Source organism: Haloarchaeobius litoreus (assembly GCF_024495425.1).
Taxonomy (GTDB): Archaea; Halobacteriota; Halobacteria; order Halobacteriales; family Natrialbaceae; genus Haloarchaeobius; species Haloarchaeobius litoreus.
This window is the reverse complement of sequence record NZ_JANHJR010000001.1, coordinates 947,019-966,960: the sequence shown is the minus strand read 5'-3', so window position 1 is coordinate 966,960 and position 19,942 is coordinate 947,019. Positions and strand designations below refer to the sequence as shown.

25 protein-coding genes and 1 tRNA gene are annotated in these 19,942 nt (G+C 68.0%); 7 read left to right on the top strand and 19 right to left on the bottom strand.

Going from position 1 to position 19,942, the window contains the following annotated elements:
- Positions 1-23: 23 nt before the first annotated feature.
- From NOW55_RS04880 to NOW55_RS04865, 4 genes are all read right to left on the bottom strand, one after another.
- Positions 24-863, bottom strand: coding sequence for a mechanosensitive ion channel domain-containing protein (locus tag NOW55_RS04880; RefSeq protein WP_256398955.1), 840 nt, complete (start codon positions 861-863; stop codon positions 24-26).
- Positions 864-865: 2 nt separating this feature from the next.
- Positions 866-1,678 (bottom strand): diadenylate cyclase DacZ, encoded by an 813-nt coding sequence (dacZ, locus tag NOW55_RS04875; protein WP_256398954.1) that lies wholly within the window; start codon positions 1,676-1,678, stop codon positions 866-868.
- Between the two features lie 62 nt (positions 1,679-1,740).
- The gene (locus tag NOW55_RS04870; protein ID WP_256398953.1) at positions 1,741-2,241 is read right to left on the bottom strand and encodes a type IV pilin domain-containing protein; all 501 of its coding nucleotides are present in this window, start codon (positions 2,239-2,241) and stop codon (positions 1,741-1,743) included.
- A gap of 364 nt (positions 2,242-2,605) precedes the next feature.
- Positions 2,606-2,689 (bottom strand) — tRNA-Leu (locus NOW55_RS04865).
- A gap of 87 nt (positions 2,690-2,776) precedes the next feature.
- Here NOW55_RS04865 and NOW55_RS04860 point away from each other — a divergent pair.
- Positions 2,777-3,085, top strand: a complete 309-nt coding sequence (locus tag NOW55_RS04860) for a transcription initiation factor IIB family protein (RefSeq protein WP_256398952.1) — start codon at positions 2,777-2,779, stop codon at positions 3,083-3,085.
- Here NOW55_RS04860 and NOW55_RS04855 read toward each other — a convergent pair whose 3' ends face one another.
- The 11 genes from NOW55_RS04855 to paaA all read right to left on the bottom strand — a co-directional run bounded on the left by NOW55_RS04855 (position 3,086) and on the right by paaA (position 10,897).
- Positions 3,086-3,574 (bottom strand): phosphopantetheine adenylyltransferase, encoded by a 489-nt coding sequence (locus NOW55_RS04855; RefSeq protein ID WP_256398951.1) that lies wholly within the window; start codon positions 3,572-3,574, stop codon positions 3,086-3,088.
- 64 nt (positions 3,575-3,638) lie between these two features.
- Positions 3,639-4,196: a winged helix-turn-helix domain-containing protein gene (locus NOW55_RS04850; protein WP_256398950.1), complete on the bottom strand. Its 558-nt coding sequence runs from the start codon at positions 4,194-4,196 to the stop codon at positions 3,639-3,641.
- Between the two features lie 47 nt (positions 4,197-4,243).
- Positions 4,244-5,329, bottom strand: coding sequence for a glutamate--cysteine ligase (locus tag NOW55_RS04845; RefSeq protein ID WP_256398949.1), 1,086 nt, complete (start codon positions 5,327-5,329; stop codon positions 4,244-4,246).
- 51 nt (positions 5,330-5,380) lie between these two features.
- Positions 5,381-6,022: a fibrillarin-like rRNA/tRNA 2'-O-methyltransferase gene (locus NOW55_RS04840; RefSeq protein WP_256398948.1), complete on the bottom strand. Its 642-nt coding sequence runs from the start codon at positions 6,020-6,022 to the stop codon at positions 5,381-5,383.
- Complete coding sequence (locus tag NOW55_RS04835; RefSeq protein ID WP_256398947.1) at positions 6,019-6,879, bottom strand: NOP5/NOP56 family protein; 861 nt, start codon at positions 6,877-6,879, stop codon at positions 6,019-6,021. Before NOW55_RS04835 ends, NOW55_RS04840 begins: the two co-directional genes overlap by 4 nt.
- A gap of 332 nt (positions 6,880-7,211) precedes the next feature.
- Entirely contained in the window at positions 7,212-8,033 is an 822-nt protein-coding gene (locus NOW55_RS04830) for a hypothetical protein (protein WP_256398946.1), read from the bottom strand.
- Between the two features lie 80 nt (positions 8,034-8,113).
- Positions 8,114-8,281: a 1,2-phenylacetyl-CoA epoxidase subunit PaaE gene (gene paaE / locus NOW55_RS04825; RefSeq protein ID WP_256398945.1), complete on the bottom strand. Its 168-nt coding sequence runs from the start codon at positions 8,279-8,281 to the stop codon at positions 8,114-8,116.
- Positions 8,278-8,748 carry a 1,2-phenylacetyl-CoA epoxidase subunit PaaD gene (paaD, locus tag NOW55_RS04820; protein WP_256398944.1) on the bottom strand — a complete coding sequence of 157 codons (471 nt, stop codon included), beginning with the start codon at positions 8,746-8,748 and terminating at the stop codon, positions 8,278-8,280. The genes paaE and paaD overlap by 4 nt, the downstream gene beginning before the upstream one ends.
- Entirely contained in the window at positions 8,741-9,613 is an 873-nt protein-coding gene (gene paaC, locus NOW55_RS04815; protein WP_256398943.1) for a 1,2-phenylacetyl-CoA epoxidase subunit PaaC, read from the bottom strand. Before paaC ends, paaD begins: the two co-directional genes overlap by 8 nt.
- Positions 9,613-9,948 (bottom strand): 1,2-phenylacetyl-CoA epoxidase subunit PaaB, encoded by a 336-nt coding sequence (paaB, locus tag NOW55_RS04810; RefSeq protein WP_256398942.1) that lies wholly within the window; start codon positions 9,946-9,948, stop codon positions 9,613-9,615. The genes paaC and paaB overlap by 1 nt, the downstream gene beginning before the upstream one ends.
- 4 nt (positions 9,949-9,952) lie before the next feature.
- Positions 9,953-10,897, bottom strand: a complete 945-nt coding sequence (paaA, locus tag NOW55_RS04805; protein WP_256399338.1) for a 1,2-phenylacetyl-CoA epoxidase subunit PaaA — start codon at positions 10,895-10,897, stop codon at positions 9,953-9,955.
- A gap of 132 nt (positions 10,898-11,029) precedes the next feature.
- Here paaA and NOW55_RS04800 point away from each other — a divergent pair, with 132 nt between their 5' ends.
- On the top strand, positions 11,030-11,662 hold the full coding sequence (locus NOW55_RS04800; protein ID WP_256398941.1) for a helix-turn-helix domain-containing protein: 633 nt from the start codon (positions 11,030-11,032) through the stop codon (positions 11,660-11,662).
- 17 nt (positions 11,663-11,679) lie between these two features.
- On the opposite strand, the gene NOW55_RS04795 is transcribed toward NOW55_RS04800, so the two are convergent.
- From NOW55_RS04795 to NOW55_RS04780, 4 genes are all read right to left on the bottom strand, one after another.
- A complete protein-coding gene (locus NOW55_RS04795) occupies positions 11,680-13,749 on the bottom strand; it encodes a histidine kinase N-terminal 7TM domain-containing protein (RefSeq protein WP_256398940.1) in 2,070 nt (689 codons plus the stop codon).
- Positions 13,750-13,882: 133 nt separating this feature from the next.
- The gene (locus NOW55_RS04790) at positions 13,883-14,269 is read right to left on the bottom strand and encodes a PaaI family thioesterase (protein WP_256398939.1); all 387 of its coding nucleotides are present in this window, start codon (positions 14,267-14,269) and stop codon (positions 13,883-13,885) included.
- Between the two features lie 333 nt (positions 14,270-14,602).
- Positions 14,603-15,319 (bottom strand): queuosine precursor transporter, encoded by a 717-nt coding sequence (locus NOW55_RS04785; protein WP_256398938.1) that lies wholly within the window; start codon positions 15,317-15,319, stop codon positions 14,603-14,605.
- 95 nt (positions 15,320-15,414) lie between these two features.
- Positions 15,415-15,945: a DUF7523 family protein gene (locus tag NOW55_RS04780; RefSeq protein WP_256398937.1), complete on the bottom strand. Its 531-nt coding sequence runs from the start codon at positions 15,943-15,945 to the stop codon at positions 15,415-15,417.
- Positions 15,946-16,074: 129 nt separating this feature from the next.
- Here NOW55_RS04780 and NOW55_RS04775 point away from each other — a divergent pair, with 129 nt between their 5' ends.
- The 5 genes from NOW55_RS04775 (at position 16,075) to NOW55_RS04755 (ending at position 19,923) form a co-directional block, all read left to right on the top strand.
- A complete protein-coding gene (locus NOW55_RS04775; protein WP_256398936.1) occupies positions 16,075-16,419 on the top strand; it encodes an ArsR/SmtB family transcription factor in 345 nt (114 codons plus the stop codon).
- A 2-nt stretch (positions 16,420-16,421) separates the two neighbouring features.
- Positions 16,422-16,739: a DUF7521 family protein gene (locus NOW55_RS04770; RefSeq protein WP_256398935.1), complete on the top strand. Its 318-nt coding sequence runs from the start codon at positions 16,422-16,424 to the stop codon at positions 16,737-16,739.
- Between the two features lie 158 nt (positions 16,740-16,897).
- On the top strand, positions 16,898-17,641 hold the full coding sequence (locus NOW55_RS04765; RefSeq protein WP_256398934.1) for a DNA-directed RNA polymerase subunit epsilon: 744 nt from the start codon (positions 16,898-16,900) through the stop codon (positions 17,639-17,641).
- A 477-nt stretch (positions 17,642-18,118) separates the two neighbouring features.
- Entirely contained in the window at positions 18,119-18,436 is a 318-nt protein-coding gene (locus NOW55_RS04760; protein ID WP_256398933.1) for a cupin domain-containing protein, read from the top strand.
- A 320-nt stretch (positions 18,437-18,756) separates the two neighbouring features.
- The gene (locus NOW55_RS04755) at positions 18,757-19,923 is read left to right on the top strand and encodes a spondin domain-containing protein (protein ID WP_256398932.1); all 1,167 of its coding nucleotides are present in this window, start codon (positions 18,757-18,759) and stop codon (positions 19,921-19,923) included.
- Positions 19,924-19,942: the final 19 nt, after the last annotated feature.

Sequence of the window (19,942 nt, the reverse complement as noted above, 5' to 3'; positions counted from 1 at the left end):
GGAGAGCCCGCGAGAATCGACGACTACTCCCGCACCCGGACGACGCCGGTCTTGAACACGCGGTGGTTCGGGACGATGTACTCCCGGCCGTCGGACTCGATCTGCGTGACGAACAGGTCGACCTCCTGGACGACGCCCTCGTGGCCGTCGATCTCGATCTGGTCGCCGATGCCGTACGGCTGGTCGAGCAGCAGGTAGACGCCGGCCGCACTCGACCGGAGCAGGTCGCGGAACGCCAGCCCGCCGAGGAAGATGAGCGCGAACAGGTAGCCCGCGAACAGCACGAGCAGCGCGAGCATGTGCACGCCGAGCTGGGCGAGCGCGACGAGGAACGCGACGAAGATGACGCTGTACTTCACGACCCGTGGGAGCAGGTTCACCTCGGGCAGTTTGACGCCACGGAGGCGCTCTGAGACGACGAGTTCGGCCTTGTCAGCGACGACGAAGCCGACGATGAGCACGAGCGCGGCGACGAACACGTCCGGGATGAAGCGGACGACGCCCAGCCAGAACTGGTCGGTCCGAACGATGTTCGCCACGTGGACCGCCGCCAGCGCCGCGATACCGTAGGTGAACCACGCGCTCAGCCGGGCGACGATGTCGACCGTCGAACTGCCGAGGCTCCGCGCGCTGCTCTCGAACGGCGTGCCCTCGACCATCTCCGGGACGCCCGCGGCCTTCAGCAGGCGACGGTTCAGCTTGCCGACGACGATACCGAGGACGATGCCGAGAAACAGCACGACTGCGGCGCGAACGAGCGGTTCGTTGATGAGCGCCTCCCACGTCGGGACGCCTGGCGTGGCCCCGTCGGCCGTCGCGTTCGTCTGCTGTGAGAGCCACCACAGCCCACCGAGCAGAGTCATCCTCAGTAGTCCTCCGGGTCGATCTCCAGCAACAGTTCGCCGTTCTTGAACGCCCGCACCAGCCCGTCGCTCTCGGAGAGCACGATGGCCGTCGCGTTCGTGTCCCGGGTGATGGCACCGGCAGCCATGTGGCGCGCGCCGAGGCCCTTCGGGATGTCCACGCCCTCGGCCGACGGCTCCAGATACCGGTACGCCGAGACGATCTTGCCCGAGTCGGAGATGACGAACGCGCCGTCCAGCCGCGAGAACTCCTTCAGCATCACGTTCACGATGGGGTCGCCGACGTGGACGTGGGACTTCTCGAACGGGTTGTACGACAGCGGCCGCGACTTGTTCATCACCTTCCCGGCGTCGCCGACGACGAACAGCGCGCCGACGGGCTTGCCCTTCTGTCCCTTCTTGCCGAGCTCGACGGCCAGTTCTAGCACGTCCTTGATGACGGCCGGGTCGGCACGCGAACTGGAGAACAGGTCGTACACGCCCGAGGTGTCCGAGGCTTCGGCGCGCACCCGCGATACCGTGTCGATGCTCCCCTCGAACACGTTCGTCGCACAGAGCAACACGTCGCCGTCGTCGATGTAGCCCGCCTCCATCGCGCCCTCCAGCCCGAAGTGCACCCGCTGGGCGATGTTCTCGAACTCCAGCGGGAGCTCGACGAACGCGTCGGCCCCGACCGCGTTCTCGGTCCCGACCACGAGTACGTCGAGGTCCTCCTCCTCCGCGAACCGCTCGTAGTAGGACCCGCTCGGTGAGAAGAGCACCACCGTATCGACGTCCGACAGTATCTCGCCGAACAACGCTGCCATGTTCGCCATTGGGAAAGACAACAAAGCCGGTATGAAAAAGGTTTGCGGGGTCGACTCGGTCGATGTGTCAGCTACGACACCGTCACGGTATCCTCCCAGACGATACTGTCCGTCTCGGGGTGGATGATTCGCACGACGATGCGGTCGCCCGACTTGGCGTCCGACAGCCTGACGCCGATCTCGTCGCCGGCGGTCCACTCGACGTTCGCGGGGCTGTTCACGATAACACCGCTCCCGTTATCAACCATGCTCCCGTCGCCCTCGAAGTTCGAACCCACGAGCCCACCCGACGCTGGCAGGTCCACAAGCCGAACCGTCCCGCCACCGCTCGCGTTCCGGATCTGAATCTCCAGCTCCGACACCCGCACGTCGTCACCGCCGTTCTTGGTGATGTTCAGGTAGCCGTCGCTCGATTCGATCGGGTCCATCGACGCGTGGACCTGCGGTGCTGGCTCCTGCGTGCTGTCCGCGAAGCTCAGCGCGAAGTTCGCCGCCGCCACCGCGACCACCAGCACCACTGCGATGAGGAGTACCGTCGCCACCACCGACGAAACCCCCCGTTGCCCTCTCATACGCGGGACATGGCCGTTCGGGTATTAATGCCTGTTGGCCAATCGCGCATTTTATGCCGATTTGTTTTTGAATATTAAGGTATGTATGGGAAATCTGTTCTCACATAATCCGGACTCGGTGAGAGCTCTCGCGCCGTTTTTCCGGTCCGTGCCGGACCGGAGTCGAACCACGCCAGAGAACCTGCGCTCCCGGCGCAGAACCTTGGTCCACCTCAAATCCGTTCGGGGCGCATACACGTCTCTCACTGGCGTTCGAGACGGCATGCGCGGGACCGGATTTGAACCACGGTCGCTCACTTCGTTCGCTCCCTGGTTCAGAATCCGGTCCTGCTCCCTCGCTCGGTCGCTGCGCTCCCTCGCTCAGTGCGCGGGACCGGATTTGAACCGGCGGACCCCTTCGGGACAGCGTCCTAAGCGCTGCGCCGTTTCCTGGCTTGGCTACCCGCGCTCGGCCCGAATTTCACCCGAGGGCTGTATGAACCTGTCGGGTTCCGACGGCAGGCCATTTATGTACGAGAACGCGCTACGACCGGGCATGTACAGCGCACGGGACCAGGTCGAGAACGAGGAGTGGCTGGCCGAGATGGAGGCCGCCGCCGACCGGCTCGACCTGAGCGCCGACGCACGCTCGTACGCGGTGGACATGTTCCTGTCGTCGGTCCCGGAGTCGGACCGGTCGAAGGGGCCGGCGATGGCTGCGAGCCTCTACGCCGGCGCGCTGGTGGCGAGCGACGGCCGGAGTCAGACCGAGGTGGCCGAGGCTGCGGATGTATCGCGCCTGTCCATCCAGCAACGGTGGAAGGACGTGCTCGAATCGGCCGGACTCCAGCCGCCGACCTGGTAACTAGCGTGTCGCGTCCCGGCCGTCGCGGCCTGGCGTGAGGTTCCCGTGCTCGTCGATCTCGCCCTGGACGATGCGGGTGCTGGAGATGACCTCGCCGTCCTCGGCGTAGACGTGGTCGACGACCTCGACGGTGAGGGGGTCGTGGCCGCGCTCGCGTCGGACCTCGTTGACCATCTCGCCGCCGTCGCGCGTCTCGGGGGAGACGACGAGGTAGTCGAACTGTGGTTCGGTGGCGATGCCCGTCGGTTCGGTCAGCTCGCGGACCTCGTAGCTGCGGTCGTGCTCCCCGGCGAGGCGGTCGAGCTCGCGTTCCAGAGCCGCCTTTCGTTCGTCGTAGGGTCTGACGTACCGGTCGACGTTGCGCGTCTTCGGGGCGAGCTCGTCGCTCGTGAGCCCGACTGTCACGTCACCGAGTTCGAACGCTCGCTCGAACAGTGCACGGTGGCCGTCGTGCACCGGGTCGAACGTCCCGCCCAGCGCGACCTTCATGCACGGGCCAAAGCCGGCCCGTGCAATAAAAGAGTCGAAACCGCGGGTTACCGCCCGCCGAGAGCTACTCCGAGGTGGGCTGGCCGTCGTCCGCCGCGGAACCCTCGTCGTCCTCGTCGGCGTCGTCCTCGTCGGCGTCGGAAACCTCCTCGACGGTGATGGTGACCGGCTCGGCGGTGCTGTCCTCGGTCCGTCGCTCACCTTCGAGCACCTTGTCGAGGTTGAAGACGGTGTTCAGCTCCTCCTGGACCTGTCCGACGACACCGCCGACGAGCTCGCTCGGCGCGATGGCCGTGTACTCGTACGGGTTGTTGCCCGCGCCGGCGCTCTCGCGCTTCTCGCGTTCGACCTTCTCCTCGTCGTGGAGCTCCGCGAGGGCCTCCCGGACGGTGGAGGGGTACAGGCCCGTGCCCTGGGCGATCTCCTCGCTCGTGCTGCCGGGGCGCTTCTGCAGGAAGACGTAGATCTTCGCGCGGGTCTCGGTGTCGAGTACCCACGAGAGGAGGTCGACGAGGCCCTGGTCGAACCCTTCGACGGCTCTGTCTCGCCTCGACCGGTCGTCGAGTTCGTCGAAGTCGTCGTCGGTCACGTGCTCGTCGTGGTCTGTATCGTCAGAAGACATGTCCTCTACAGGAGGACACAAGCCTCGGAGTGGTAAAAACCCATTGCTCACAGCAGGAGGTCCCGACAGAGGGCGTCGAGGCCATCGGACTCGAGGATGCGCCGCTGCCGTGTCGCCCCGCTGTCGGCCTCGTACACGTCGCGGATTCCGGTGACGCCGAGCCGGTCGCACTCCCTGTCGACGACCTCGCCGAGGCCGACCGTGCGCGAGCCCTCGCGCTCGACGAACGAGGCGTCGTGGCCGTACCGGAGCGCCCGCCACTTGTTCTCGTCGAGCACCTCGCGGCGCATGCAGCCGTCGGTGCCGGCGGGGTCCGCCAGGTCCTCGTACCGCTCGGAGAGGTCGGTCACGAGCGCCTTCGTGTACTCGACGAACGCGAGGACGACTGCCGGGTCGGCCTGTGCGTCCGGCGCTCGCACCTCGACGGTGCCATGGCCGGAGTGCGGCCGCACGTCGTGCCAGAGCTCGCCTCGGTCGTTTATCGAGCCGCTGTCTATCATCCGGTTCTCGAAGCGCTCGAACTCGTCGTAGTCCGCGAAGGCGGTCGGCATCCCCGTGTTGGGGAGCCCCTCGAATATCTTCGCCCGCGCCGAGGCGAGGCCGGTGTCGTAGCCGTTCCAGAACGGCGAGTTCGCCGAGAGCGCGAGCATCACCGGAAGGTGCCAGCGCATCCGGTTCGCCACCCAGACCGCCTTGTCGGGGTCGTCCACGCCGACGTGGACGTGCAGCCCGGCGGTGGTGTTCCGGTGCTGTGGGTACTGGATGCGCTCGAGCTGGGCGCGGTAGCGCTCCTTCTCGGCGTGTTCGAGCTCGCGCCACCGTGCGGCCGGGTGCAGCCCCGCCGCCGCGACCCGGAAGTCGTACTCGGTGGCGTACTCGACCAGCGCCTCTCGCACGGCGTGGACGTTCTCCGTGGCCTCCGCCAGTCCCTCGGACTTCGGCGTCTGCGTCTCGATGACGGTCTTGAACAGCTCGTGGTCCAGTCGGTCGGCCAGCAGCTCTGGGGGCTCGCCCTCGTAGACCAGCTCGTCACTGCCCGAGACCGGGTGGCCGGCCTCGTCGACGACGAAGAACTCCTCCTCGACCCCGAGCGTTCCCTGCTCGGCGAACGCCTCGGGTGACCCTCGCTCCATCGGACGCTCCTTCGAGTGGGTGCCTAAAAAGGCGTGCGGAGTCGGGTATCTTCACCGCGGACGCGCGACGACCGCCAGGTGGTCCTCGTGGAGCGGGTCCATCCGCTCCGTGGTGACGACCTCGTACTCCGCCTCGATGGTCTCGACGACGTGCCCGAACGTCACCTCGGTCGGCCCGGTCACGTCCTCGCTGCGGGCCTTGATGGTCGCGACGAGCCAGCCGTCGTCCGCGAGGAACTGCCGGTTCCGACACGCCACGTCGCCCTGTCCGCGGGTCGCCACGTCCTGGAACAGCACGTCGACCTCCGACTCGACGACGTGGGCGTACGTCTCCGGCCTGCGTGCGTCCTTCAGCAACGGGAACAGGTTCGCGCGGTCCTCGGCGACCCGGACGAGGTCCCGTGTCGGACGGGGCGCGAACTCGACGGCGTACGTCGGGCCAGCGAAGTCAGCGACGTGGCTCACCGTCGTCCCGCTCGCCGCGCCGAGGTAGAGCACGGTGTCGCCGCCCTCGAACCCGGTCTCGATGCCGCGGCCGAGCATCGCCCCCAGCTTCGAGCGACCCGGGTCCCACGCCCGCCAGCCGTCCTGCACGGGCTCGCCGTACACCGGTTCCCCGCGGGTGGCGAGCCGCTGGTCGCCGTCGAACGTCCGGGGCTCGACACCGTCGGGAAGGTGGCTGTCGTCGCTCATGTGTCGTCCTCCGCCGCCGATGCGTCGTCCTCGGCTCGCGCACGGATGGTCGCCATGCGCTCGTCCAGTTCCTCGTCGAGTTCGGGCTTGCGCTCGCCGGAGTAGTGGTCCACACGGGCCGCGATGGTCAGCTTCCCGGCGAGCGCACGGGACGCCGAGCCGCGGTCCTCGGGCCGGGTCCCGCGGACGTACTCGTGGGTGTAGATGACGCCGTGCTTCGGCGAACTGGCGTGTCCGCGGAGGTGTGCGAACAGCGCGTCCTCCGCGCCGAGCACCTGCACGGTCCCGCTGGGCTTCTTCGCCAGCGGCTCCAGTCCGCCCGCGAGCGCGATGAGCCGCGCTGCGAGCACCGGCCCGGCCATCGCGGCGAGGTTCGGCGCGACCGTCGGTGCGCGGCTCTCGACGTAGGCCTCCAGCTCGTCTGCCTCGTCGACGAGGCCGACCACGCGGTCGGCCAGCGAGACTGCACGCTCCTCGTCGGGCGTCGTCGGCTCCCGGTCGGCGACCTCGCGGGCGAACGCGATGCCGCCGCCCTCCTCGTCGAAGAGCGCGCCGGCCCACTCGCTCAGGCGCTCGGCCAGCTCGTTGGCCGTCCGCGTGCAGTCGTCCATCGCCCGGACGGCGTGGACGAGCTGCTGGTCGCCCGCGCGTTCGGCCTCGGTCGCCTCGCCCCGCGTCGCCGCGATGCAGGCCTCGTGTAGCGCCGCGTAGTACGCCTCCTCGTCGGGTGCGAAGCCGGCTTCGACCGCCCGTGCGGGCCAGTCGGCCGGCGCGTCCGCACGCCCCTCCCGGACGTGTTCGGCCCCCGTGGCGGTGTCGTCGCGCTGTGTGCCGACGAACCACCCGTCTCCTGTCATGGCCACGTCTTCGCCGGCCAGACGAGTAAAGGCCACCGACTCGGCGCGGCCCTGGTACGTGATTAAATAGTTCGATGTTCCCAATCAGTCACGGCGGAAAGCTTATGTCTGCAGACCCATCTCCTTCTGATACTCGATTCGGGTGCCAACGCCCGACACAGACAATGAGTAGCGCGAACAACACGAGTTCCGACGGCCCCCCAGCTATCGACACGAGATTCAGAGCACGCGAATCCGACGACGGCCGAGTCGAGATCTTCGACTCGGAGAACGAGGACGCGTGGATCCGGTCCGACTACACACTCGATGTAGCGGGACCGAACTGACCTGCCTCACGATTCTACCCGCGACAGCACGTAGCGCAGCGTGAACCCGGAGTGGCGGCTGACGACGGCCAGCGGTGCGTCCGGCCCGGTCTGGAGCGTCACGGGACCGGTGAGCACGTCGGCGACACGCCCGAGCGCCCCGCCGTACTCGTTGTGTACATCCGGCCCGCTGACCTCGCCCGCCAGCTCGGCACTCGCCCTGGCCCGACCACCCTCTTCGAGCTCGAACCGGAGCGCCCCGTCCGCGACGACGAACGGGAACGTCGCCGTCCCCGCCGTGCGGACGCCGCTGGCGATCCGACGGAGCTGGTCGGCGTCCGTCTCGACGACCGTCGGGGCGGGCGTCCCGTCGGCGAGGCGGAACCGCTCGTCTGCCGTGAACCGACCAGGCAGCTCGCGCGGGACGTCCGCGAGCAGCCCCGAGTCACGGACACAGTCCACGCGGGCGGTCGCCGCACCGCTCCGGACGACGAGCGCCGACGCTTCGCTGGTTTCGGGGTCGCCGTCCACCCGGACCGAGACGCCCTCGCCCCCGTCGTCCACCCAGGCCATCCAGTCGCGGAGCTCGACGATGTCGAACACCGCCGTGACCGGGCCCCCTTCGACGCCGTCGACCGCGTCGAGCAGGTCCGCCTCGGCCGTGCAGTACGCGGACAGCGGTGCGTCCACACTCCCGGCAGGCGTCCGGAGCGACGACTCGTCGATCTGCAGCAGCATCTCGTCGTAGTACGGCTCGTCGCTGCCCGGGGGCTCGACCGCCGCGAGCGAGAGCATCCGCTCGAACACGGCGGCGGGGGCAGCGAGCTCCGCGAGCGGCTGCGCGTCCATACCTGCCGGGTCAGCATGGACGACCAAAGCTCCGGCGGTCGACGCGGTCGCTCGTGGGCGGAAAACGAGGAGACGGACGGCTATTCGAACCTTTCGAAGGGCTGCTCGCAGTCGTTGCAGTAGTGCATCGACCGGCAGAGCGACGGTCCCTTCGGGTGGTCGCGCACGGTGTTCTCGGAGCCGCAGTACGGACACTCGGCTCCCTCCAGGTCGCCGCTGGTCGTGACGGAGGGGTCTGCGCGTCTCATATGCTCAGTCCGAACTCGCGGAGGTCCTGTTTGCCCTGCTCGGTCACCAGTTCGAGGTTCCACTCGGGCGACCAGACCAGCCGCAGGTCGGCGCGGTCGACGCCGTCGACGGCCTCGACGGCCTCGCGCATCTGGTCCTGGAGCATGTCCCGTGCGGGACAGCCCGAGTACGTCAGCGTCATGTCGACCGTGGCGACGGTCTCGCCGTCGTCGGCGTCGACGCTGACGCCGTAGATGAGCCCGAGGTCGACGATGGAGACGGGCATCTCCGGGTCCTCGATCCCGTAGAGGGTGTCCCAGACGTCGCGCTCGACGCCCTCTGCGCCCTCGCCGGTCGCGGGCACGTCGTCGTACGCCTCGCCCTCGACGTACTCGGTGTAGACACAGGCCTCCCCGGCCGGCTCCACACAGTCGTCGTCGACGGGGTCGACAGAGTCCGGGATGTCCGTGTCGTAGGCGTTACTCATCGTCGGGGTCCTTCATGATGCGCGCGGCGCTGGTGCGCCCGAGCTCCCGGTACGAGCGCGTGAACTCGTCGTACAGGTCGAACCAGTCGTCGGTGTGGGACTGGTCTCGCCCCGTGTGCTCGGGGAGCTCGAGCTGGCTGTGGTGGACGTCGTACTGCTCTGGAAGCTCGGCGTCATCGACGCTGAGGCCAAGCGACTCGAGGAACGGGACGACCTCGTCGAGCCACTCCTCGCGCATGGTCACGAGGGGCTCGCTGCGGATGCCGAGCTCGTCGATGCGGTCCTCGACCGCCTCGTCGGTGGGCGCGAACAGCGTCAGCGCGTGCGGGAACAGCCGGTCGAGGGCGTCCTGCACGCGGGCACGGCTCTCGTCCTCCTCGCAGAGCCGTTCGAGCCAGCTCGCCGCGTGCTCGCGGTGGTAGTCCTCCTCGCCGAGGATCTTGCCGACGCGGTCGCGGATGCGCGGGTACGTCGAGTCCTGCAGCGCGCGGAGCTGGATGTCCTCGGCCACGTCGTAGAGGTACGACCGGAGGACGGGGTCCGACCAGTCGCCCTCCTCGAACGGGAGCTCGACCAGCGTGGAGTGGCGCCACTCCGACGGGTCGCGCTCCCAGATGAGCTCGGACTCCTCGGCACCCCAGTCCTGCAGCAGGTCGTACCAGAGCCGGGCGTGGCCCAGCTCGTCCTGTGCGATGTTCGAGAACGCGAGGTCGGACTCCAGCGTGGGAGCCTTGACCTGCCACTCGGTGTAGCGCTCGGCGAGCACGAACTCGTCGTCGGCCAGCCGGAACAGCTGGTGACGGACGGCCTCGCGCTCCTCCTCGGACAGCGACCCGGGCTCGGAGAGCTCCTCGACGGCCGCCATCAGTTACCACCCGCCTTCTCGATCTGGGCCTTGCGCTCGCGGTCTGCGGTGACCTGCTCGCTCTCGGACTCCTCGACCTCCGAGGCCGCGGCCTCGAAGTTGTAGGTCATGGCCCACCGGTAGGACTTGTCCGTCGTGCCCCCGAACGCGGCGTCCTCGGTGTCGACCTCGCCGATCTCCTTCTGCGGGGTGACCCAGAGGCTGTTCGTCGGCTTGCGTCGCCCGTGCTGGATCTCGGCGAACAGCAGCGCCATCTCCCGGTCCGGTGCGTGGACGTTCCCACAGTGCTTGTGGTAGTCGCCCGACTTCTCCTGTCGGAATACTTCCCAGATCATGGTCTCAGTCTGCCGCCTGCGGCTGGCTGGAACCGTAGAGCCGGTTCTCGTGGTTGTCGAGCGATTCGCGGACCCATTCGACGGCGTCCTGGGACGCCTTCCGGCCCTCGATCTGGCCGACGCCGGGCTCGTAGTCGTTCTTCGCGATGGTGAAGAACTCGTCCCAGTCGAGGTCCTCCTCGACGACCTCGTAGGTGCCGTCGTCGTTCTTCGAGATGCGCGGCTCGTCGGGGATCTCGAGGCCGTACTTCTCGGCCTTCGGGATGTAGGCGTTGAGGAACGCGGTCCGGAGCTCGTCGTTGCCCATCTGCTTCAGGCCGACCTCGCTGGCGAAGCCGTGGTGGGTCGACTTGTCGTTGGTGGGGCCGAAGAACTGGATGATGCGCGGCCACCACTCCTCGAACGCCTCCTGGGTCATCTCCTGTTCCTTCTTCGAGCCGGTCATCAGTTCGTAGAGGATGGCCTCGCCGTGCTTGACGTGGAAGCCCTCCTCGAAGCAGACCTTGTCCATCGCGTGGGCGTACGGCTCCCACGAGGTGGACTTGAGTGTGGCCTGTCGACGCATCGCCGCGCCGTCGACGAAGAACGCGATCATCGGCGTCTCGACGTAGCTGTCCATCGGGTAGTGGAAGCAGTTCAGGAACTTCCCCTCGCCCTCGGCGAGCTCGTCGAGCATCTCGTCACGGGTCTTGATGCCCAGGCTCTCGGCGGCCCGGTAGAGCAGCTGCCCGTGCCCGATCTCGTCCTGCACCTTCGCGCTGAACGCGAGCTTGCGGTCGAGGCTCGGCGCCTGGCGGATGAACGGCTTCTCCAGGTACGCGCCCATGATCTCCGAGTTCGCGTGGAACTGGATCATCCGCGTCGCCGCCTTCCGGTACTCCTCCGGCATGTCGTCCTTCGGACTGAACTCCCGCGGTCCGGCCCGCTGTTTGACCTCCTCGATATCCATGATAGTTCGTCCCATATTTCGGGACCCAACGACTAACAGCTTAACCCGTTCATGTGTGGGGTTTATATACTATTTCGGCAAGACGTTCGGTTCGCCGACAGCCCCATACGTGGCCCCAGCGAACGGATTCCCATGATCGAGGAGTGTCTCGTCGTCGAGTTCGCCGTGACCGGTGACGACTGCCCGCTCGCGACAGCGACACGCGAGACGGACACCGCCGTGGAGGCGAAGCCCCCGCAGCGGCGTGCCGACGGGAACGCGCTCCTCCAGTTCAGCGGCGACCCCGCCATCGCGTCGGTCCTCGACGCCGACGAACGCATCCGGTACCTCCACGCCTCGACGACGGACGACCGGGTGAACTACCGCTGTCTGTCGAAGCACCCCTGCGTCGTCCACCAGCTGACGGACGCCGGGTTCATGGCTGAGGCGCTCCGCTACGACGACGGCATCGAGACCTACACCGGCGCGGTCGTCGGGTACGACGTGCTCGAGGGCGTCCTGGAGGCCGCGGGCGAGGCGGTCGGCGTCACCCTCGAACGCATCTACCCGCTCGGGAGCGAGGACGACGAGGCCGTCGCGCGCCGGTGGGGGTTCACCCCGGCCCAGGAGGAGGCGCTACGGCTCGCCAACGAGATGGGCTACTTCGAGGTACCGCGGCGCGCCGACGCCGGCGATGTCGCCGCGGAGCTGGGCATCGGGAAGTCGGCGTTCCTCGAACGGCTCCGGCGCGGACAGGCCGCGCTCATGGCGCAGGTGTTCGAGTAACCGACCCGCCGGGTGGCTCATCCAGCGGTCGACCCGCTCAGCTCGACGGTGAACCGCGCACCGCCCGTCTCGCTCTCCTCGGCGGTCACCGACCAGCCGTGGGCCCGGGCGATGCTCTCGACGATGGCGAGCCCGAACCCGGTCCCCTCGTCGTTGGTCGTGACGCCGGACTCGAACACCCGCTCTCGCTGGTCGGCTGGAATCCCCAGCCCGTCGTCCGCGACGTAGAAACGGGCGACCGTCGCATCGTCCGCGTCCTCTTCGTGCTCGAACCCGACGGTGACGGTCACTGCGCCCTCGTCGGTCGTCCCGTGCTCGACACAGTTCCGGAACAGGTTCTCGAAGAGCCGACGGAGCCTGTCCCGGTCGGCCGACACGGTGCCCTCACCGTCGAACTGGAGCACGGCGTCGCCCGTCTCGACGGTCGCCCAGGCACGCCGCGCCACGGTGGTCAGCTCGACCGCGTCGGTCTGCTCGACGGTGTCCCCCTGCCGCGCGAGTTCGAGCGCGTCGTCGACGATGCGCTCCATGCGCTCGTGGGTCTCCTCGACGACCTCCAGTGCCGCCATATCGCCCTCCTTCGCGGCCTGCAGGTAGCCGTTGCCCACGGTCAGCGGGTTCCGGAGGTCGTGGCTCACCACGCTCGCGAACTCGTCGAGCCGCTCGTTCGTCCGCTCCAGTTCCCGTTCGCGACGTTTTCGGTCGGTCACGTCTCGGGAGTTGAGGACGATGCCCTCGACCACGGGGTCGTGGAGCAGGTTCGACGCGAACGACTCGAACACCCGCCAGGAGCCGTCGGCGTGGCGGATCCGGTACTCGTGGCGCGAGGTGTGGGCGCGTTCGTCGAGCGCCTGCTGGAACTCCGCGACCAACCGGTCCTGGTCGTCGGGGTGGAGCCGCTCCCGCCCCCGGCGACCGACCCACTCGTCCTGGTCGTAGCCCAGCAGTCCCTCGATAGCCGGACTGTCGTACTTGATGCGGCCGTCCGCGCCGAGGACGGTTATCATGTCCGAGGAGTTCTCGATGAGCCGCTGGTAGCGCTGCTCGATGCGACGTTGTTCGGTCACGTCCCTGAGGATGAGGAGCGTAGTCCCCGCCGACGCCGACTCGAGAGGCTGCTTGGTGACCGCGAAGTGCCGCGTCCCGTCGTCTGTCTCGACCGACAGCTCGTCGGCCGGCTCGTCGCCCGTGAGGACCGGCGCGAACGACGGGAGCACCTCGACCGCGGTCTCGCCGATCAGTGCGGTCGGTCGCACCATCCCGAGTCCTTCGACGGCCGGGTTCGCGTCGACGATACGGCCATCGCTGTCGACGACGACCACCGCATCCTGCATGTTCTCGACGACCGTCTTGCGTGCAACGGGGGAGACTGCGAGCAGCGAGTACCGCGAGATGGCGTACCAGAGCGCGACGGCCGAGAACGAGAACCCGAGGACGGTGAAATCGAGGATCGCTCCCGAACCGAGGCTGACGAACCAGCCCACGTTGACGACGAACGGGACGACGATTGCGGCGATGACGGCCAGTGACTGCGAGCGAAAGAACTGTTCGGAGCGAACCGCGGCCCGCAGGAGCAGGGCGAGGGCGGCGAGGATGAGCGCGTACGAGTAGACGACGTGGAACGTCGCGGCCGGGCCGAGGCTCCGTTCGAGCATCACCAGCCCGGTGTCGGGGTCCACTGCCGTGTCCACGGCGGTTACGTAGAGCTGGTGGTACCCCGGGCTCGTCGCGAGGAGGCCGAGTGCGACGACCATCTCGACGGCCAGCAGACCGAACACCCGCGGCGTCAGCCACTCGTCGTTGTCCGTGTACGCGAGCGCGAACCCGAGCAGGCCCAGCGTCGAGGCGCTCGCACCGATGAACTGGACCGCCAGCCAGGCACGCTTGGCGACGAGGTCGGTCGTGAGGAGCTGGAACACGTCGCCGACGGCCCAGACAGCGATGCTGAACGTGAGGGCGACGAACATACGGACGACCGGCCGGTCGAGCAGGTGCGTCCGGCCGACGACGACGTAGAGGAACAGCCCGAACGACAGGAGCATCGAGAAGACGAACGGGACGAGGTAGACGGTAGGTTGCCAGTCCATGGCGGCAGGTCTGTGGAAGAACAGGTTCGGACACGCTTTACTCTGACGGGCAATCTCCCGCCGCCCCGACAGTCGGGGGACGGGAGTGAAGTGGACCGGGACTGGCGACTCGTGGCCGCCGAGCGTCGTTCGGTTATCCCGTCTTGTAGACGCCGCGGGCGTCCGCGATCAGCGTGTCGTCCTCCGCGGCGAACACGTCGACGTCGACGGTGCCCACGTCACCACCACAGCGGACCACGTCGGCCTCCGCGTACAGGTCACCCGTCCCGGCGTCGAGGTAGTCGATACGCATGTCGATGGTCGGGACCGGCTGGTCGACCTGCGAGACGAGCGCCGCTCCACCCACGGTGTCCGCGAGGGTGAACGTCACGCCGCCGTGGGCCATCAGCTGGTCCGCGTTCCAGGACAGTTCCTCGCGCATCTCCAGTCGCCCCTCGGCGTGTCCGTCGGCAGCTTCCGTCACTTCGACACCCAGGAGGTCGGCGAACGGCATCTCCTCGAAGAACGATTCGATGTCCATGCTCGGCCCTGCTCGGTGCATCCTCTTAACCCTTCAGGAAGGCCACAGCGGCTGCCTGTCATCCCCTGATGCGGTCATCGTCGACGGTGGTGTCGGACGGACCCGACTCTAATAGATTAGATGTCGGATGCGAATGGCACTTACAGATTAGAGTCAAACGTTACCTACCTTGCAATCCAAGGGTAGCTTGGCGAATTGCAGCGACGTGCTGTCGCCACCCCCATACTCCCCCCAACCCCCCCTTCCTGGAACTACCACCCCCCGAGTGAGTTCCATCGCCGGCGTCCAGTCTTCGACGACAGGTAGCGACGGCGAACTCGAGGTAGCCTCGGTCTACTCCGACCGTTCAGCCTCGTACTGCTCGACGAGCGACACGACCGCGTACACGAACGGGGTGTCGACCACGGCGACGAGCAGTTTGAACACGTACTGTCCCACGATGAGCGCGAAGATGACCGAGACCGGCAGATCGCCGCCCACGCCGAACGCTCTGGGAGCCACGTAGAACGCGACAGAGACGAAGATGACCGTGTCGATGGCCTGGCTCGTGGCGGTCGAGAGGATGTTCCGGAGCCACAACGACTCGCCGTCCGTCGCCTCACGGAGTCGGTGGAAGACGTAGACGTCCCAGTTCTGGCTCACGACGTACGCGAGCAAGGAGCCGACGACGATGTTGGTGCTCGCGCCGAGCACCGTCTCGAACGTGTCGGCGGCGACCGCGCTGTTGCCGGCCACGGGCGAAGCGATGGTGCTCCAGACGAGCACGAGCACGACGAAGTTCATCGCGAAACCGACGTTGACCATCGCGGTCGCCGCGCGACGCCCGTACAGCTCCGAGTAGCAGTCGCTCGCGAAGAACGTCAGCGCGTAGGCCAGCGCCGCACCCGGCAGGATCAGCGCCTCGCCGGTGTGCGGGAGCGAGATGGGGATACCGAATGCGAGCAGCTTGCTCGCGGTGACCTGTGCCGTCGCCAGCGCCGTCACGAACAGACCGACGAGTGCGATCTGTCCGATATCCGCCGCGTCACCCTTCCGGACGGGTTCGTTCATGTCTACCGTGCGAACTCGCGCGATTCGTTTGAGGATTCTGGTTCGTCGTCGCCCGTCCGGCCGCGCTCGACCGTCGGAGCCGTCTCGCCCCGGCCTCACGCATCGGCGGCCGGGCGGTCGGGCACCGAGCCGGCGGCCGCCTCGACCGCCCGGATGGCGTCCGCGCCGGCGCGCCGGCCGACGAGTGCGACCAGCGCGTCCCCGTCGAAGCCCATCGCGTGGACGGACACGTCCGCGAGCGCGAGACGGTCGAGCGCGGCCGCGGCGAACGCCGCGTCGACAGCGCCGGTCGCGAGCACCGCCGTCCGGTCGCCGTCCCCGGCCGGGCCGTAGCCCACGCCGTTCACGCGGAGGAGTAGCTCGTTCTGCGAGCCGTCCGCCGTGACCCCGTCGTCGGCCACCCGGCCGAGGCCGCGCTGCATCGTCACCCTGACCGACGGGGACGACGGTGCGTAGTCGGGGAGTGCCTCGGCGTACCGACGGAGTGCGGTCGCGACGGCCTCCGTCTCGCCCTCGACGTCGACGAACCGCGCCGCCGCGGCGTAGTTGACGACGCCGGCGCGGAGTGCGTCGACGAGGAACGGGTGCGCCGCCGCTGCCTCTCGTGTCCGTGCCGCGAGCGTCATACTCAGAGCCCCGCACCCGCCCCCGATAAACGCCCCGATTCGTGGGACTGGACCCCGGGGACCGACCGCGTTTTCCGACCCGGAACACGACGGACAGTTTTTACGTCGGAGGACGCGAAGCCGGTGCCAGTGACCGAGGACCCGGCGCTCTCGGACGTCGTCGCGCTGCTCGACGACGAGTACGCCCGCGCGATCCTCGAAGCCACCAGCGAGGGGCCGAAGTCGGCCAAGGAGCTGAGCGAGGAGTGCGACGCCTCGCTTCCGACGGTGTACCGACGGGCCGAGTCCCTGCAGGAGTGTGGCCTGCTGCGCGAGGAGACCCGTCTCCAGGACGACGGCAACCACTACAGCGTCTACCTCGCCACGCTGGAGCGGTTCTCGGTCGAACTCACGGAGGGCACATTCGACATGGAACTACAGCGAACCGAACAGGACGTCGCGGACACGTTCACCGACATGTGGCACAGACTCTGACCATGCTCGGGCTCGACATCATCGGCGACCCGGTGCAGGCGCTGGTTGTGGTACTGGCAGCGCTGTCCACGGCCATCGGCCTGCTCATCGGCTACCAGGCCTACCGGGGCTTCCGCCGACACGACAGCCGCCCGATGCAGCTGCTCTCCATCGGCCTGCTGCTGCTGACGGCCGTGACCTACAGTATCTCCTTCGGCGGGAGCATCCTCCTCCGTGAGGGGATCGTCCCGCTCGCGTACCAGGACGCCCACACCGTACTGGTGCGCGTGACCCAGCTGTCGGGGCTGAGCTGCATCCTCTACTCGCTGTACTCGCGGTAGCGGGCGAGCCCTCCGTGACCCGCGACCAGCCCGGAACCCTCGCGGATTCCTTTAAGTCATTCTCGTCACAAGGGTTCATAGTGAGCGAAGTGGGGCTGCCGAGATATCAACCGCGGAGCCCCGCCTTTCTATACGCTGGAGCAGCAACGGGGAGTCGAATGACCGACTCTGCAGTCCCTCCGGCGGCCGACCCTCGGTCCCCCGAGCCACCGGAGCGGCGCGACCCACGCGACGTACACGCCGGCCCCGGCGACGGCTCGCTCGGCCGCGTCGACGCGGTGAAGGACGAACGCTTCCGCCGGTGGGACGTCGTCACGCCCAGTGCGACGCTCATCGGGCGGCCACGACACGCCCACGAGGACGTCAGCGAGAGCCTTCGCCGACTCCACGACGAACAACACCCCGCGATGGCCGGCCACAGCGAGCGGATGCACCGACTGGAGAAGGTCCGCATCACCCACGCCTTCTGCAACAACCTCGCGCTCACGCCCTGGGAACGCGACCGCGCGCTCGGCATCATGGCCGACCTCGACCTTACCGCGTTCGGCAGCCAGCGCGCCATCCAGCGCGTCGCCCTCGTCGTCATCCGCCACGTCGTAGACGAGGAACGGAAACGACGCCTCGGCCTCCACGACGACGACTGGGTGAAAGCGCGCTCGCCCGAGGAGCTCGCCGACCTGTCCGAGCAGTTCGAATCGCTCACCGACGACGGCCAGTTCCGTCTGCTGATGGACGAACACGGCCTCGACGTGACCGCCGTGAACCGGCTCACCCGCACGCTCCGCGACCAGCTCGCGGAGCAGGACCTCGCGGACGCGGTGTTCGGCCGCTCGCCCTACCGCGACCCGAGCCTGCCACCCATCCGCCCCGACCCGCCCGCCGAGGACGGCGAGTCGGCCTGATCTTCTCTCTGACCTCGTCGATGGTCGTCTCCGGATCGGGTCCGAGACTGTCCACGATGGTCTCGACGGCAGCCACCGTCTCCTCGACGCAGCGTGTCCGGTTCGGATCCTCCTCGCCCGGCCGGAGGATGGAGGTGAGCGCGTCGAGCTCCGCCCGGTAGTAGCTCCGCGGGCCCGTCCCGTGGGGGAGCCAGAACCGGTACGATGGGATCTGAGCGTCGGGCAGGCCCACCAGTCGGACGGTCTCACCGTCGAACTTGATCCCCCGACCACCTCGAACGCCACCACCGAGGCAGCCCGCGAGGCCCGTCGCCGTGGTGAGACCTGCCAGCGCCAGCATCCGTCGTCGTGTCGTCGGACCCATGCCATCCCGAAGCCGGGCGTCGTCATGTCTGTAGACGTTCAGTAGCTAGAGGTCCGTCCGCGACGGTCGAAACCGGCAGAAACGTTTTGCAGCCACCTGTCGACCCACTCTCCATGGACAGCTATCCACAGCTCGACCCCGACGACGGCGAGGTCCTCGACGCGGAGGTCGTCGTGACCGACGACGTACTCGTGAAGGCGTTCGCGCTCGGTCCGGGTGCGGAGCTGACGCCGCACGAGCACGGCGACTCGACCAACGTCTTCCACGTGCTGGAGGGCACGGTCGTCGTGATTCGCGGCGACGAGGAGGCCCTCGTCGAAGCTCCGGGCGTCGTCCAGCACGACCGCGGCGTCGTCCACGGCGCACGCAACGACACTGACGAGCGGGCCGTGTTCACGGCGAGTCTCTGTCCGATGCCGGGGTCGGGCTGACGCGGGACCACGGTCGCCGTCGCGCGGTCCGTGACGGACCGTCCGCAAAGGGACTGTTACTGACTCGGCCAGACGAGCGTCCACCGGTTCTTCGCACGCAGTGCCCCTCCGGCCACCGGCCCCGAAATCTGGTATTTTCCGAACCAATACATCTGTATGACATGCCGATGTCGCTGACCGTCCTCTATAACAAAGCACTGGCCCGCCATACGCTCCATCCGCCATCCTGAACGGTCCAGCATCCTGCACGGTCCAGGCCCCTCCGCGGACCCAACTATGACACCCAGACAGCACCCGAAACGGACGGGAGGAACCGACAGATGACCACCGACGACAGCGGTCTCTCGATGAACCGGCGAACGGCGCTGACCGCCGCCGGGGCGACGCTCGGTGGCCTCGCCCTCGGTGGCATCTCGCTCACGGGGGCCCAGGGCGGCGGGAACCAGCCGGCCCGTACCTACCGCGTCACCGTGAGCAATCTCACGCCCGGTCAGCCGTTCACACCGCCACTCGTGGCGGCCCACCGGCCCGACGTGGAGGTGTTCGCCGTCGGTGACCAGGCCAACGAACCGACGCAAGCGCTCGCCGAGAACGGCAACCTCGGCCCGCTCGTCGACCTCGCTGACAGCACCAACAGCATCCGCGACGCGGCCGTCGGCGGTAGCCCACTCGTCCCCGAGGACGACCCCGGGGAGACGGGGCTCCCCTACTACGACACCGTCCACCTCACGACCGACGCCAGCGGGGCGTACCTCACGTTCGCGAGCATGCTCATCGCGACCAACGACGGCATCACCGGCCTCGACACCGTCCCACTCCCCGAGGCAGTCAACGAGTCACGGACGTACTACGCCAACGGCTACGACGTCGGCACCGAGCGCAACACCGAACTGTTCGAGGACCTCGTCCCACCCGCGAAGACGCTCATCGTCGGCGGCGAGCCGGAGGGGACCACCGAGAGCGACCCGGAACTGACCGAGAACGACGTCATCAGACCCCATCCCGGAATCCAGGGTGACGGCGACCTCGACCCCGCGGTGTACGGCTGGCGCGAACCCGCCGCGATGGTCCAGGTCGAACGGCTCGAGGGGCTCCAGGCGGAGTTCGGTGCGACGCTTCGTGGCAGCAACGAGGTTCCACCCGTCGACACCGACGCCACCGGCGAGGCGACGTTCGAGCTGAACGGGAACGGCGACGAGCTCGACTACGAGGTCACCGTCGAGAACATCGAGGACGTCGTCGCCGCCCACATCCACTGCGCCCCACACGACGCGAACGGGCCGGTCGGTGTGACCCTCTTCGAGGGCGGGCCGGAGAGCTCCGACGGCACGCTGGCCGAGGGAACTATCACCGAACCCGACGACGAGAACGGCTGTGGCTGGGAATCACTCGACGACGTGCTGACTGCGCTGCGTGGCGACCACACCTACGTGAACGTCCACACCGCGGCGAACCCGGCAGGAGAGATCCGTGGACAGGTCGTCTGAAACGGACTAGAGTCCGGGG